Annotated in this window: 13 protein-coding genes, 1 tRNA gene and 3 pseudogenes; 7 read left to right on the top strand and 10 right to left on the bottom strand. The window is 72.8% G+C overall.

Features of this window, described 5'->3' with window-relative positions; translation table 11 throughout:
- Positions 1-59: 59 nt before the first annotated feature.
- Both AC0AIB_RS09545 and AC0AIB_RS09550 read right to left on the bottom strand, forming a co-directional pair.
- Positions 60-1,412 carry a M20/M25/M40 family metallo-hydrolase gene (locus tag AC0AIB_RS09545; protein WP_465096468.1) on the bottom strand — a complete coding sequence of 451 codons (1,353 nt, stop codon included), beginning with the start codon at positions 1,410-1,412 and terminating at the stop codon, positions 60-62.
- Positions 1,405-2,283: pseudogene (locus AC0AIB_RS09550) on the bottom strand (uridine kinase family protein); the annotation flags it as partial. The pseudogene AC0AIB_RS09550 and the gene AC0AIB_RS09545, both read right to left, overlap by 8 nt.
- On the opposite strand from AC0AIB_RS09550, the gene AC0AIB_RS09555 reads away from it, so the two are divergent.
- Entirely contained in the window at positions 2,218-2,619 is a 402-nt protein-coding gene (locus AC0AIB_RS09555; protein WP_328349097.1) for a rhodanese-like domain-containing protein, read from the top strand. The pseudogene AC0AIB_RS09550 and the gene AC0AIB_RS09555 sit on opposite strands and share 66 nt — an antisense overlap.
- Before the next feature lie 63 nt (positions 2,620-2,682).
- Here the strand turns inward: AC0AIB_RS09555 and AC0AIB_RS09560 are convergent, their stop codons facing one another.
- The 3 genes and pseudogenes from AC0AIB_RS09560 to ssb all read right to left on the bottom strand — a co-directional run.
- On the bottom strand, positions 2,683-4,224 hold the full coding sequence (locus tag AC0AIB_RS09560; protein ID WP_465096447.1) for a cobyric acid synthase: 1,542 nt from the start codon (positions 4,222-4,224) through the stop codon (positions 2,683-2,685).
- Positions 4,221-5,207, bottom strand: coding sequence for a cobalamin biosynthesis protein (locus tag AC0AIB_RS09565; protein ID WP_465096448.1), 987 nt, complete (start codon positions 5,205-5,207; stop codon positions 4,221-4,223). The genes AC0AIB_RS09560 and AC0AIB_RS09565 overlap by 4 nt, the downstream gene beginning before the upstream one ends.
- 361 nt (positions 5,208-5,568) lie before the next feature.
- Positions 5,569-6,343, bottom strand: a pseudogene (gene ssb, locus AC0AIB_RS09570) (single-stranded DNA-binding protein); the annotation flags it as partial.
- A gap of 430 nt (positions 6,344-6,773) precedes the next feature.
- Here ssb and AC0AIB_RS09575 point away from each other — a divergent pair.
- Entirely contained in the window at positions 6,774-7,202 is a 429-nt protein-coding gene (locus AC0AIB_RS09575; RefSeq protein ID WP_328343674.1) for an HPF/RaiA family ribosome-associated protein, read from the top strand.
- 209 nt (positions 7,203-7,411) lie between these two features.
- Positions 7,412-8,494 (top strand): alpha/beta hydrolase, encoded by a 1,083-nt coding sequence (locus AC0AIB_RS09580; protein ID WP_465096449.1) that lies wholly within the window; start codon positions 7,412-7,414, stop codon positions 8,492-8,494.
- A 128-nt stretch (positions 8,495-8,622) separates the two neighbouring features.
- Here the strand turns inward: AC0AIB_RS09580 and AC0AIB_RS09585 are convergent, their stop codons facing one another.
- On the bottom strand, positions 8,623-9,309 hold the full coding sequence (locus AC0AIB_RS09585) for a hypothetical protein (protein ID WP_465096450.1): 687 nt from the start codon (positions 9,307-9,309) through the stop codon (positions 8,623-8,625).
- Between the two features lie 152 nt (positions 9,310-9,461).
- Here AC0AIB_RS09585 and AC0AIB_RS09590 point away from each other — a divergent pair.
- Positions 9,462-9,534 (top strand) — tRNA-Arg (locus AC0AIB_RS09590).
- A 97-nt stretch (positions 9,535-9,631) separates the two neighbouring features.
- A pseudogene (locus tag AC0AIB_RS09595) lies at positions 9,632-9,976 on the top strand (hypothetical protein); the annotation flags it as partial.
- Positions 9,977-9,990: 14 nt separating this feature from the next.
- Here AC0AIB_RS09595 and AC0AIB_RS09600 read toward each other — a convergent pair.
- Together AC0AIB_RS09600 and AC0AIB_RS09605 are read right to left on the bottom strand one after the other, a co-directional pair.
- Positions 9,991-10,452 carry a GNAT family N-acetyltransferase gene (locus tag AC0AIB_RS09600; protein WP_328343649.1) on the bottom strand — a complete coding sequence of 154 codons (462 nt, stop codon included), beginning with the start codon at positions 10,450-10,452 and terminating at the stop codon, positions 9,991-9,993.
- A 237-nt stretch (positions 10,453-10,689) separates the two neighbouring features.
- Positions 10,690-11,280, bottom strand: a complete 591-nt coding sequence (locus AC0AIB_RS09605; RefSeq protein ID WP_328343647.1) for a TetR/AcrR family transcriptional regulator — start codon at positions 11,278-11,280, stop codon at positions 10,690-10,692.
- Positions 11,281-11,362: 82 nt separating this feature from the next.
- Between AC0AIB_RS09605 and AC0AIB_RS09610 the strand changes: the two genes are divergently transcribed.
- Positions 11,363-12,310: a ketopantoate reductase family protein gene (locus AC0AIB_RS09610; protein ID WP_328343645.1), complete on the top strand. Its 948-nt coding sequence runs from the start codon at positions 11,363-11,365 to the stop codon at positions 12,308-12,310.
- A gap of 7 nt (positions 12,311-12,317) precedes the next feature.
- Here the strand turns inward: AC0AIB_RS09610 and AC0AIB_RS09615 are convergent, their stop codons facing one another.
- Both AC0AIB_RS09615 and AC0AIB_RS09620 read right to left on the bottom strand, forming a co-directional pair.
- Positions 12,318-12,656: a hypothetical protein gene (locus AC0AIB_RS09615; protein WP_465096469.1), complete on the bottom strand. Its 339-nt coding sequence runs from the start codon at positions 12,654-12,656 to the stop codon at positions 12,318-12,320.
- Positions 12,657-12,664: 8 nt separating this feature from the next.
- Positions 12,665-13,003: a hypothetical protein gene (locus AC0AIB_RS09620; RefSeq protein ID WP_328343643.1), complete on the bottom strand. Its 339-nt coding sequence runs from the start codon at positions 13,001-13,003 to the stop codon at positions 12,665-12,667.
- Between the two features lie 221 nt (positions 13,004-13,224).
- On the opposite strand from AC0AIB_RS09620, the gene AC0AIB_RS09625 reads away from it, so the two are divergent.
- A complete protein-coding gene (locus AC0AIB_RS09625) occupies positions 13,225-13,449 on the top strand; it encodes a winged helix-turn-helix domain-containing protein (protein ID WP_328343641.1) in 225 nt (74 codons plus the stop codon).
- Positions 13,450-13,502 lie beyond the last annotated feature (53 nt).

The following is a 13,502-nucleotide window of genomic DNA, read 5'->3' on the forward strand; positions in this document are numbered from 1 at the left end:
GTGTGCCGTCCGACACGCCGCAAACTCCGACATCGACCCCGAAGTTACGGTTCCGCGACCTAACCGACCGGTCGCCCCTGCCCTGCCACCTTCGCCAGCAGCAACGCCTCGGCGAGGCAGACCCGGGCGAACTCGCCGAGGTGCAGGCTCTCGTTCGGGCCGTGCGCCCGCGCGTGCGGGTCCTCCACCCCGGTGACCAGGATCGCCGCCTGCGGGAACATCTCCTGGAAGGTGGCGATGAACGGGATCGAGCCGCCGATGCCGATGTCCACCGGCTCGGCGCCGTCCCAGGCGGCCCGGAACGCCGCCCGGGCGGCGTCGAACACCGGCCCCGACGCGTCGATGACGCAGGGATCACCGTTGTGCTCCAGGGTCACCGCCACCCGCGCACCCCACGGCGCGTGCCTCTCCAGATGGGTACGGACCGCGTCGTACGCCCGCTTGGGGTCGTCACCCGGCGCCAGCCGTACGCTCACCTTGGCCTTCGCGGCCGGAACCAGCGCGTTCGGTGCCTCGCCGGTGGCCGGGGCGTCGATGCCGAGCACCGCCACCGCCGGTCTGGTCCAGAGCCGGTCGGTGATCCGGCCGGTGCCGATCAGCGACACCCCGTCGACCAGGCCGGCCTCGGCCCGGAACCGGTCCTCCGGGTAGTCGACGGCTGCGCCCGTCCGGCCGGTCAGGCCCTCGACGGCCACGTCCCCGGCGTCGTCGTGCAGCGTGGCCAGGAGCCGGACCAGCGCGGTCAACGCGTCCGGCACGGCACCGCCGAACATGCCGCTGTGCACCGCGTGGTCCAGGGTCCGCACCTCGACGAACAGGTTGACCATGCCGCGCAGCGAGGTGGTCAGAGCCGGTACGCCCACGTCCCAGTTGGCGGAGTCGGCGATCACGATGACGTCCGAGGCGATCTCCTCGCGGTGCTCGACGAGGAGCCGCTCCAGCGAGTCGGAGCCGTACTCCTCCTCGCCCTCGACGAAGAGCACCACACCGACCGGGAGTCGGTCGCCGAAGGCGCGCAGGGCGGCGACGTGCGCCATCACGCCGGCCTTGTCGTCGGCGGCACCGCGCCCGTAGAGGCGACCGTCCCGCTCGACCGGCTCGAACGGCGCGGACTCCCACAGCGACAGGTCGCCGACGGGCTGGACGTCGTGGTGGGCGTACAGCAGCACTGTGGGTGCGCCGGGCGGGGCGGCCCGCGTTCCGACCACCGCGGGCTGACCGCCGGAACGCACGATCCGCACGTCGAGACCGCAACCGCGCAGCAACTCGGCGACCGCCTCGGCGGACCGCTCGACATGCGAGTGGTCGAACCCCTCGAACGCGATGCCGGGGATGCGGACGAGGCGTTCCAGGTCGGCACGGACACCGGGCATTTCCCGCTCGACGGCGGCCCGTACCTCGGACTCGGACATGATCGGAGAGGTCATGACCGGCATGGTATGCCGGCCTTACCGGGTCGTACCCGGCGAGCCGCGACCGGGTGCCGGGCGGCGTACGTAGTAGTGGTCCCGGTCGTGCGGCAGGGTCGGTGCGCCGTCGACCACCAGGTCGACGGCGGCGGCGGTCCGGTCGGCCGCGAAGTGGGCCTCCTCCCCCGCGTGCCAACGCCGCAGCTCCGCCAGGAGATGTGCCCCGTCCCGGTCCAGCGCGCGGCGCAGCCGTAGCCCGGCCGGCGCGGTGACCTGCACCGACAGGGTGAGCTCCGGCCGGATCGTCGCCCGCGCCGCGCTCACCCCCTCCAGTAGCAGCACCGGCACGACAGGCACCGGCACGTCGCGGGGCAGGAACGCCCGCCGCACCCAGCTGTACCGCCGGTAGGACCCCGGTCGACCGGCCCGCAGCGGGGCCAGCACCCGCTCCTCCAGCCGGGCCCAGAAGGTGAACTGGTCGTCCCAGCCGTCGAGCAGGTCGTCGGTGTGCACCACTTGTGGTCGTCCACCGTCGGACAACCCGGCCAGGGCGTCCGCGAGGCGCGCGGTGAAGGCGCTCTTGCCCGCGCCGCTGGGCCCGTCGACGGCCACCAGTCGGGTACGGCCCAACCGCGCCGGGCCGGCGAGCACCCGCCGGGCCAGCATCGCGTACGCCTCGACCAGGGCCACCGTCACTCAGGTGACGCTAGTGGGTGTCCCCCGTGAGCCTGGTTCCGCCGTGGGGAGTGCTGTTCGTCGGGCGGTGCTCCGGGTGCCGGGGCATGATCTGGACGTGCTCAATGACGTGATGAGTCCGGGCGTGGACGCCCTGCTGGAACAGGCCCGAGCCGGGCTGCGGCGGTTGAGTCCTCAGCAGACGGTCGAGGCGGTACGGGCGGGTGCGCTGCTTGTCGACACGCGCACCGAGGGGCAGCGCCGCGAGCAGGGGGAGCTGCCCGGCGCGATCGTCATCGACCGGACGGTGCTGGAGTGGCGGCTCGATCCGGCCAGCGAGTGGCACATCCCCGAGGCGACCGGCTACGACCGGGAGATCGTGGTGGTGTGCCGGCACGGCTACAGCTCCAGCCTGGCGGCGGCCAGCCTCCAGGCGTTGGGCCTGCGCAAGGCCACCGACCTGATCGGCGGCGTGCAGGCGTGGCGGGAGGCCGGGCTGCCCCTGTCCGACCAGCCCGCCGACATCCGCCCCTGACGGTAGGTCGGCCTTCCGGGTCTGACGGTCAGCCGGCGGGCGGGGGCCGCCGGACCGGCGCGGTCAGCCCGCAGGTGGTGCGCCGGGTGGGATGAACGGCAGGTCGGCGGGGGCGCCGGCCTCGATGAGCCGCCACAGCGCGGCGGTGTCCAGGTGCTCCTCGACCAGGTCGCCGAGCAGGTCGAGGGAGCGTTCCCGGGCGGCGGCGAAGCTGGTGTCCGGCGCGACGGTGAAGCCGTGCCGCCCGGCCGACCGGGCCACCTCGGTGAGGAACCGGCGGCGGAACCCGTCGGACTCGAACGCGCCGTGCCAGTGGGTGCCGTGCACCGCGCCGAGCCGGGCGCCTTCGGGGCGACCGTCGGCGTGGTGCAGCAGCGGGGGCAGCTCCGGATCGGCGGTGGAGACGTACCCGTGGTGGATCTCGTAGCCGCGCACCGGCACGTCGGCGGCGGTGCCGACGGCCGGGCGGACGGTCTTGACCGGGTCGAAGGTGATCTCGACGGGCAACAGGCCCAGGCCGGGGACGCTGCCCCGCCGGCTCTCCACCGGGTCATGGATGGCGGTGGCGAGCATCTGGAAGCCGCCGCAGATGCCGAGCAGCGGCCGACCGGCGGCGGCGTGTGCGGTGACGGCCTCGGCGAGCCCGGTCTCCCGCAACCAGGTCAGGTCGGCGACCGTGGACTTGGAGCCGGGCAGGACGACCAGGTCGGCGGCGGCCAGCTCGGCGGGCTCGACGGTGAGCCGGACCCGCACACCCGGCTCGGTGGCCAGGGCCTCCACGTCGGTGGCGTTGCTGATCCGGGGCAGCCGGACCACTGCGACGTCGAGCCATTCGCTGCCGTACGGGGCGGCGGGGCGGCCGAGCACCCGCCCGTAGGCGAGCGAGTCCTCGGCGTCGAGCCAGAGGTCGAGCTGCCAGGGCAGCACCCCGTAGGTGGGACGGCCGGTCACCCGGTGCAGCATGTCCAGCCCCGGGCGGAGCAGACCGAGGTCGCCCCGGAACTTGTTGATCACGAAGCCGGCGATCAGCGCCTGGTCGGCGGGGTCGAGCAGGGCCACCGTGCCGAACATCGAGGCGAACACGCCACCCCGGTCGATGTCGCCGACCACGATGGCGGGCAGACCGGCGTGCCGGGCCAGCCCCATGTTGACGTAGTCCCCGGCCCGCAGGTTGATCTCGGCGGGGCTGCCGGCCCCCTCGCAGATCACCACGTCGTACGCCGTACGCAGCTCGGCCAGGGCCGCGTACGCCGTCTCGGCGAGCCTCGGACGCAGGGTACGGAAGTTGCCGGCGGTGACCGTGTCGACGGCCTCGCCGAGCAGCACCACCTGACTGGCCAGGTCGCTGCCCGGCTTGAGCAGTACCGGGTTGAACCGCAGGTCGGGGGCGAGCCCGCAGGCGGCGGCCTGCATCGCCTGGGCCCGCCCGATTTCGCCGCCCCGCCCGTCCGGGCCGACCACCACGGCGGAGTTGTTGGACATGTTCTGCGCCTTGAACGGTGCGACGGCGACTCCCCGCCGGTGCAGCCAGCGGCAGATGCCGGCGGTGAGCACGCTCTTGCCCGCGTCGGACGTGGTGCCCGCGACGAGCAGCCCACCGCTCACCGGCGGCCCAGCAGCGCGCGGCCGGTGGCGGCGACCAGCCGGCCACCGGTCAGCGGCCATACCGCGGCCAGAGCGAGGGCGGCCAGGCCGACCTTTCCGGAGAGCCGGGCGGCCCGCTTCAGGTGCCGGGCTTCGGGGCGCGGGCCGTCGCCGAGGAACGGACGCACCTCGGACCGCCCGAAGTAGACGTTCCGGCCGCCGAGCCGGACGCCCAGCGCCCCGGCCATGGCCGCCTCGCACTGCCCGGCGTTGGGGCTGGGATGGTCGTGGCGGTCCCGTCGCCAGACCTGCCAGGCCCGCTCCCGGTCGCCGTGCACGGTGGGCGCGGCGGCGATCGTGAGCAGCCCGGTCAGCCGGGCCGGTACCAGGTTGAGCAGGTCGTCGAGCCGGGCGGCCGGGGTGCCGAACCGGGCGTAACGGGGTGAGCGGTGCCCGACCATGGCGTCCAGGGTGTTCGCCGCCCGGTAGCCGAGCAGGCCGGGCAGACCGGCGAGGGCACCCCAGAGCAACGGGGCGACCACGGCGTCGGAGGTGTTCTCGGCGACCGACTCGACTGTGGCGCGGGCCAACTCGGCCTCGTCGAGCCGGGACGGGTCCCGGCCGCAGAGGTGGCCGAGCCGGTGTCGCGCCGCCGGCAGGTCACCGGCGCGCAGGGCGGAACCCATCACCTTCGCCTCGTGGCGCAGGGTCCGGCCACCGAGTACCGCCCAGGTGCCGGCGGCAACGACCAGGACCCGGGCCACCGGGTGTCGCCGGGTGGCCCGGTCGACGGCCACGCCGAGCAGCACCGGCGCACCCACCGCGATGGCGGTGAAGACCGTTCCCGCCCGGCGATCGGCCCGGTAGACCCGATGCTCCAGGGTGCCGGCGGCCCGCCCGAAGCCGGCCACCGGATGCCAGCGCCGGGGATCGCCGAGCAGGCTGTCCAGCGCGTACCCGGCCACCAGGCCGACCGCGTTCGCCGTCGCTGTGCGCCGCCCCACCCGTCACCACCTCCGGCCGGCCAGCCTAGCCCCTGGGCGGGGGCGGCCACGTCACTGTCGCCACCCCCGCCCCCGCCCCTACGAGCCCCGGCCCGCGCCCCTTCCCCGGCGCGGACCGGATCTTGCACCCTCTTTCCCCGGCGCAGTTGCCGGGCACGGCCCGCCGCGCCCGGCAGCTGCGGGCCGGGATCTCAGGCCGGGACCGGCACCCGGCCCCGACCACGCCGAGCCCGACCCGCCGGGCCGGCAGCCACCTCGCCCGGCGTCGGGGCGACCGGGCCACTCGGCTTGCCTTCGTCGCCGGGCTCCCCCTCGTAGCCCGGCTGACCGTGCTCTGCCGGCTGGTCCTGGTCGTCCGGCTGGCCGGGATCTCCCGCCTGTCCCTCGTCGCCGGGTCGCCCGGTCGGTACCCCGGCGCCGGTCCCGCCACCAGCCCCGGCCAGCGGTCCCCGGCCCGTGCCGGTCCCGCCGCCGGCCCGGGACAGCGACCCCGGTTCGGGGTCGGTCCCGTCGTCGGGCAACGGGGACAGGTCGTCGTCGGGCTCGTGGCCGTCGGGCTCGTCGTCGAGCGGGTCGGCTGCCGGGGCGTACCTGCCGCCGGACAGGTCGTGGCCGGCACGTGGGAACCCGAAGCCGGACAGCTCGAAGTCGTCGTCGAGGGGGCGGTCGTCCGGCCTGGCGGGGGCCTGCCCGACCGGCACCGGCTCGGTCGGTTCGCCCTGCACCCGCTGGGCCGCCTCCTCGTCCTCCACCGCGCTGGTGGCCATGCTCGGCCGGTTGCGCAGGAAGCGGGACCGGCCCCGGGACAGGTCGTGCCCGACCGCGACCGCCTCCAACTCGTAGAGGACGCGGTGGTTGCCGGCGTCGTCGGTCCAGTCGCGGGTGTAGAGCCGCCCGGCCACCACCACCGGGTCGCCGACCATCACCGAGGCGGCCACCCCCTCGGCCAGCTTGCGCCAGCAGTTGACCCGGACGCGGAGGCTGTTGCCGTCCACCCACCGACCGCTGTCCCGGTTGAGGCGGCGGGCGGTCGAGGCCACCTTGAAATTGGCGACCAGGGTGTTGCTCTGCGCCGTACGACGCCACTCCGGCGCGGTCAAAACGTTACCGACGATGGTGACGTAGGTATCGAACATCGTCCCCTCCCAGGGGTCCTTGCGGATGCGATGGTGAGTCGACTCGCCACCGAGCCTGGCCCGCATGACGTCCGGCGGCGAGCACTCACCCGCGCCCTGTGGACAACCGGGCCGGCTGTGGACAACAACCTGATCAAGGTCCCGGTGTGCTAGGCCTACCGGCCCTGGAGGAGCTCCACCGGGCCGGGCCAGGATGAATTCACGAGGATCGAGGCCACCACCGCCCCGAGGGAGCGACCGGCATCGGGAGGAGGCGACCACGGCAGCACCGAGAAGACGGCAGCACCCGGAGTGAGCCCGGCCCCGACTGGGTAATGAGTTGATCAACCAAGCGCCACCAGGCACGACGTCCGACGAGAAAGGCAGTGCTGATGATTCGCAGCCCGCTCCGTACGACCGGCTCCGTCCGCACCGAGCGGGAGGTGCGGCGATGAGCGCGGTGGCGAACCCGGCGACCGTGGCCGAGTGTCTGCGGATGGGCGCGGGCTTCTCCCAGGGCGACCGGAACTGGATCGTCGAGCAGTTCGGCACCCTGGACGCCCGGCTGGCCGCCTTTCACGCCGACGCCACCGAGCTTGAGGTGTCGGTCAAGGACCGGGAGGCGCGCGGGCAGAAGGTCACCCTGGAGTGCTGGATCGCCGGCCGGCAGAAGATCGTCACCACGTCGACCGAGGTGGACCTGCGGGCCGCCCTCAACGACGCCCGGGACGACATGCGCCGCAAGCTCAACGACTCCAAGACCCGGCAGGAGCCCCGGCACAACAAGCACATCAGGGAGATGGCCCAGCCCGTCCCCGTACCGCTGCCGGACCTCGACACCGATACCGACACCGACCGGGTCGACGCCGAGACCGCCTGACCGCCCACCGGGCCGGGTCCCCGTCCGCGCGCCACGCCGGACGGGACCCGGCCCGCCCCGAACCCGTCGACGACAGGCGCGGGACGGTGCTCCACCAGGCCCCCGCCGGCCCGCCCCGCAAGACCGAGCCGCCGGTCGTGGAGACGTCGACCACCACGGCCGAACCGGGGGCTACCGCCGGGTAGGCCGGCGGGCGTAGCGTCACGGTCGTGGAACAGGACGTGCTGGGGCCGCCGTACGAGCGGCAGACGATCGACCTGGGCACCGACGACGAGGGGCCGGTGGTCGCGACGCTGGTCCGCCGGCGCGCGGACCGCCCCACCGGTCGGGCGGTGCTCTACGTGCACGGCTACGTCGACTACTTCTTCCAGACCCACCTGGCCGACTTCTACGCCGCCCGTGGTTGGGACTTCTACGCCCTCGACCTGCGCAAGTACGGCCGCAGCCTGCTGCCCCACCAGACCCCGAACTTCTGCCGCGACCTGAGCGACTACTTCCCCGAGCTGGACGCCGCCGCCAGGATCATCCGCGACGGGGACGGGCACGACACCCTGCTCGTCATGGGCCACTCCACCGGCGGCCTGATCATCTCGCTCTGGGCACACGCCCGCCGCGACGCAGGGCTGGTCGACGGGCTCGTCCTGAACAGCCCCTTCTTCGACATCAACGCCCCCTGGCTGGTCCGTCGACCCCTCGCGGCGGCCGTCGCCCGGCTGGGCCGTCGCGCGCCGCACCGTGCCCTCCCCTTCGGCCTGGGCACCGTGTACGGCGAGAGCCTGCACGCCGACCATCGCGGCGAGTGGACGTACGACCTGGCCTGGAAGCCGCTCGCCGGGTTTCCGGTGCGGGCCGGCTGGCTGGCCGCGATCCGCACCGCCCAACGGCAGCTCCGCGCCGGCCTGGACATCCCCGTCCCGGTGCTGCTGGCCTGCTCGACCCGGAGCTTCCGGGGCACCCGCTGGCATGATTCGGCGGCCCTGGCCGACGCGGTGCTGGACGTGGAGCACATGGTCCGCTGGGCACCCCGGCTCGGCCGGCACGTCACCGTGGCCCGTTTCGACGGCGGCAAGCACGACCTGGTCCTCTCCGGCCAGGCCGTACGCGAGCAGGTCTTCACCGAGGTCGGCCGCTGGGCCGAAGCCTTCCTCGGTGCCGGCCCCACCCGCCCCGCCGACACCGCGCCGCCCTCCACCGCAACGGTTCCCCCCGGCGAACCGACCCCGGTCGCCCAGGCCGACCCGATCCCCGCCCCGCGTGCCGGCGACATGATCGACTCACCGGGGCCGAGGTAGCGGCAAGGCCGCAATGGTCGACTCACCTGGGCCGGGGGCGCGGCAACGAGCAGCGCGGGACACGCCGTTTCGGCCCCGGTGAGTCGATCAGGACGCCCGCCTGCCGCCCGCCGGGCCGATGGTGGGGATCAGGCGGTGGGCAGGGTCGTGAGCACCCGGTCGAGAGTGGCCACCGGGTGCCCGCCTCCGGAGCCACTGCCGTCGGCGGGCAGCAGCACCCCGAGGCAGCGCAGACTGATCTCCCCGGCGGCGTCGGAGCGTACCCCGAAGACGGGAGCGCCGACGTAGCCGGCGGGGAGCGTGGCGGTGATCCGCAGCCGGTCGCCGTCGCGGACGGCCCGCTCTACGGCGACCTCCAGCGGTCGGCTGCCGTCGCCGCCGACGCCGAGGGCCAGCACGATCGCGGTGACCGGCCCGGCACCGAACCCGGCGAGGTCGTCCGCCCCGACAGCGACCGCCGCCGGCACCGGCTGCACCCGCCACCGCCAGCCCTGCCCTTCGGCGAACGCGTGCAACTCGCCGGTCGGCAGGGCCGCCACCCCGAGCCGCGTGTCACGCACCCAGCGCGCCGGAAGGTCCGCCAGCACCAACGACTCACCTGCCACGTCCGCCGGCTCGGTGACGCTGGGCCGCAGGCCGAGCCGCTGCGCCCGCCCGGCCACGACGTCGGCGGTCAGCAGGAACCCACCGTCGGGATGCGCGAGGAAGAAGGCGGTACCCGGGTCGTCCGCCGCGTCGACCGGCAGGATGGCCCGGCCCAGGAGCTGGCACAGCTCGTAGGCGACCTCGTTCTCGAGATCCGGTTCCAGCAACACGGACCCGAGGGTACGGCCCGACGCGCCGCCCGGATGAGGGGTGCCCGGGCCCGGGGGTGCCGTGCGACCCTGATCATGCGTGTCCGGAAGCGACCCGTTCCGCCGTACGGCGGAGGGTCGGCGGTACCCTCTTGGCGCGACACGTACGCCGCGCGCCCGTAGCTCAGCGGATAGAGCAGGGGACTTCTAATCCCAAGGCCGCAGGTTCGAATCCTGCCGGGCGCACAGCACTTTCTCCCAGCCGATCAAGCCGCGTGGTGCGCACTACCTTCCGAGACCATCCCGGCGGGCCGCACCGCAGCGAAGGACGCCGAGAGGGCGCAGTCACAGCCACGCACTGCGCCACTTCTCGGCGACCGAGCTGATCAATGTGGGTGTCGACGTGCGGACGGTCGCCGTCCCGGCTCGGTCGTGGCGGCGGCCGGACAACCGCGCCCAGGGTATCTGCGGCCTGGTGTCGGAGTCGGACCAGCGGGCCGCCGGGACACTGGCTGCGCGGATGCCGCCGCGCCCGGTCACGCCGACGCGACGCACCGTGGCGAGTGGTCCGTACCAGAGGATCGCCGCCGAGCTGCGCGAGCAAGCAGGAACACCTATCAACATCTCACATCACTTCCCACCCTCCGTCGGCCTGCTGCGGGCCATATGCGGACTGCTCGGGGCGTAGAAGCGCGAGTAGCGCTACAGGGTCTTCGTCATGAAGACGCTGTTGGAGTCTTCGGTGTAGGAGCCAAATGGAGAGCAGAAGGTGAACCCCGCCTTGGCGTACAGTGCTCTCGCGGATGCGAAGAACTCCATGCTGCCGGTCTCCAGAGAGAGCTGACGGATACCGCGTCCGCGAGCGTCCTGCACGAGATGCTGGAGAATTCGGCTAGCGATCCCTTGACCTCGTCTCGCCGGATCGGTCCGCATGCTCTTCACTTCCTCGTGCCCAGGTTCCAGCGCCACCACAGCACCAGTGCCCACGACCTGCTCACGGACGTAAGCGACCCACAGTCGGACATCTGGTGCCTGCAGTCCACGAAGATCCAACGCATGCCGGCTCTCTGCCGGAGCTGTGGGAGCCATGTCATCCAGATGGGCCTGTAGAAACGCAAGAAGGCCGGGGTCGGTGAAGTCGGCCCGCTCGATACTCAGGTGCATGGTGCCATGCCGTCGGCGCCTCGTTTCGCATGCGTTTCGCGCAGCCCGCCGAATCCTGCCGAGCGCACACGTACTTTCCTCTTCCCACCGGCTCGCGCGGAGTATTTCATCGTGCGGAAGCGCTGCGGTTCCCGGGGTGACAGCCTCCACCGGGAACGGCTCGACGGACCGACCACCGGCAGGGCATCCTCGGGTGGTTCCGCGATTGCGCGAGAGGCGGTACCCGTCGGGCACCACTCAACGCGCCGGGCAGCGGAGGCCGGCGAGCACGACGGTGACGACGCCGTCCGCGTCGGCCCGGTAGGCCGGGTGACCGTACGCCGCGCAGATGCCCTGAATGGCCATCATGACCGCACCCACACCCACGTCGTCGCGGACGGTCCCCGCTGTGACGGCAGCCCCCAACAGCTCATCGACGACCTGCCCCAGAGCCTGGGCACCCTCCGCCAGCACACCCGACCGGGAGGCCATCAGCGTCGAGAGGGTACGGGCCAACCCCTCGTGGGCGTGCAGGTGCTCGACGAATCCACGCAGGAAGGACTCCAGCGCCTCGTCGGCGGGGAGGGTGGCCTGCAACTCCCGGGCCCGATCGCAGATCGCCCGGAGCTCTTCCCGGTAGACCGCTTCGGCCAGAGCTTCCCGGGTGGGGAAGTGCCGGTAGAGCGTGCCGGTGCCCACCCCGGCCAGCTTGGCGAAGTCGTCGAAGCGCAGGTCGAAGCAGCCGTCGGCGAAGAGTTCGCGGGCCTTGGCGATCAGGGCGTCACGGTTGCGGCGGGCGTCGGCACGCAGCGGCTTGGCAGCGGCACTCAGCGACTTGGCGTCAGTCATGCGGGACCTCATGTTGACAAGTGGAGACTGTCTCCATATTTTGAAAGTGGAGATGGTCTCCGATTATAGCCATGGGGTACGCGTGAAGATCTTGATGTTCGGTCGCGGCGTGATCAGCGCGACCTACGGATGGGCGCTGGAACGGGCCGGGCACGACGTCGAGTTCTACGTCCGGCCAGGGCGGGCGGCGGCGTACGGGAAATCGATCGACCTCGACCTGCTCGACGTACGACGGCGGCCGTGGGGGAAGCGCGTCGCCGAGAAGTGGCCGGTGCGCTACCGCGAGTCGTTGGAGCCCGATCACGACTTCGATCTGATCGTGCTGAGCGTGCAGCACTACCACTTCGCGGAGGCTGCCGCCTTCCTGGGGCCACGGGTCGGCGGGGCCACGGTGCTGGTCTTCAACAACCTGTGGGTCGAGCCGTCGACCGCGATCGAACACCTCCCGGCCGACCAGGTCGCCTGGGGCTTTCCCGGGGCCGGCGGGGGGTTCGGCGACGACGGCGTACTGCGTGCCGCTCTGCTGCCCGTGGTCTTCCTCGGCACTCTCGACCGGCCGCCGACCCCACGCGAGCAGGCCGTCCGCCAGGTGTTTCGCGGGGCGGGGTTCAGGATCCGGGAGAACTCCGACTTCCGGGGCTGGCTGTCGGTCCACTTCGTCCAGAACGCGGGTCTGCACACCCAGAGCCTGAGACGGGGCTCGCTGTCCGCGCTGACGCGCAACGACGTACGCGAGGCCATCCTCGCCACCCGCGAGTTGCTGCCGCTCGTCGAGGCGCGCGGCGTCGACCTGCGGCGGCACCGCGCCGAACTGCGGCCCTTCACCGCCCCCGCCTGGCTGGCGGCACCGGCGCTCTCCTGGCTGTTCCACCGTTTCCCGCCGGTGCGCAGGGTGACAACTGCCCACGCCAACCCCGAGGAGTTGCGCGCGGTCTGCCGCGACACCCTGGCGGAGGCGCGCAGGCTGGGCGTGCGGGCGCCCCGCTTGGAAGCAGCCGAGCCCTACTTCGCCGCCACGAGCACGACCTGACTTTCCGTCACCCCCTAACGGCCCCACCCCGTCCGCCGGCCGCCGGCCGCCGCACCGGCGGCACCCCGGCCGGCCGAGGCCCCCGGCGTACGTTGGGCGTCACCCCCGCCCGGCTCGGCGCGCGAGGCGTCGGCGCAGGCCGCACCACCGCCAACCCCGCCGGTTGTACGAAGATCGACCGCCGGGCCACCGCGTCACCCTTGGCGTCCAGTTGGTAGACGTCGAGCCAGCACCACCCGTCGTAGGTGATCCAGTCCAGCACCCGGATCACCCGGCACCTGATCGGCTTGAGGAACTGCACACTGACCTCCCGGCCGACGACCACCAGGTCACCCGCCTTGGGCAGCGGCGCGCTCACCGCCGCCCCCAGACGTGCCGGAACCTGCGCCACTCCCTGATCCGGTGCCGGGCGGCCTCCACCACCGGGCAGAACCCGGCGTCGGCGCACTTCCCGCAACGCCTGCGCCGGTGCTGGTCCAGGCAGTCCCACGCCGACCGGACCAGCAACGGCAGCTCACCGGCGGCTGGCCGGTTCGCCCGGCTGGCCGGATTGCGGTACCGCGCCCGGCAGGGCAGCTCCGCGCCGCAGCGGCACACCCTGCGCCAGCGCCGCCAACTCCAGACCGGCCGGTGCCGGTCGGCGAACGTCAGTGCGGCGGTCAACAGGTAGTCGTCATGGTGGATCCGGCCCATCGTTACTCCCCGGCGTTCGGGACAGAGTGGACCGTCAGGGCGACGGGATCCGCGCCGCCCTGACGGGACTGGCCTTCGTTTGCCGAACCAAGGGCAGCCACGAAGAAATCTACGTCACTATCTGACGTAGGTAAAGCCACAGCGCGTGATTGTCTTGCATCACTTGCTGACGTTGGTCGGCTCGTGGTCAGATGGCAGGGCCGAACCAAGGGACCAAAGCCATGCCCTCTGCACCTGCCGAATACCGACGCATCGCCGACGAGCTGACCACGAAGATCAAGAGCGGCGAGCTCACGCCGGGAACGAAGCTGCCCAGCACCAGCGAGCTCGCCGACCAGTTCGCCGTCAGCGTCGCCACCGCGTACCGCGCCGTCTCGCTCTTGCACGACCGCGACCTGGTCGTGGGGCAACCCGGGCGCGGGGTCTACGTAGCAGGGGGAAAGTAGGCTCCCATTCCATGCGCCCTGCGCGTACCCCTGTTGTTGCCGGGGACGATCAT

The sequence above is a fragment of the Micromonospora sp. DSM 43699 genome, from assembly GCF_055517075.1.

Excerpts from the sequence above, each read along its gene's own strand:
- AC0AIB_RS09545 (WP_465096468.1), bottom strand. The coding sequence starts at position 1,412 with ATGTCCGAGTCCGAGGTACGGGCCGCCGTCGAGCGGGAAATGCCCGGT.
- AC0AIB_RS09555 (WP_328349097.1), top strand. The coding sequence starts at position 2,218 with ATGAGTCCGGGCGTGGACGCCCTGCTGGAACAGGCCCGAGCCGGGCTG.
- AC0AIB_RS09620 (WP_328343643.1), bottom strand. The coding sequence starts at position 13,003 with ATGGGCCGGATCCACCATGACGACTACCTGTTGACCGCCGCACTGACG.
- AC0AIB_RS09600 (WP_328343649.1), bottom strand. The coding sequence starts at position 10,452 with ATGCACCTGAGTATCGAGCGGGCCGACTTCACCGACCCCGGCCTTCTT.
- AC0AIB_RS09605 (WP_328343647.1), bottom strand. The coding sequence starts at position 11,280 with ATGACTGACGCCAAGTCGCTGAGTGCCGCTGCCAAGCCGCTGCGTGCC.
- AC0AIB_RS09575 (WP_328343674.1), top strand. The coding sequence starts at position 6,774 with ATGAGCGCGGTGGCGAACCCGGCGACCGTGGCCGAGTGTCTGCGGATG.
- AC0AIB_RS09625 (WP_328343641.1), top strand. The coding sequence starts at position 13,225 with ATGCCCTCTGCACCTGCCGAATACCGACGCATCGCCGACGAGCTGACC.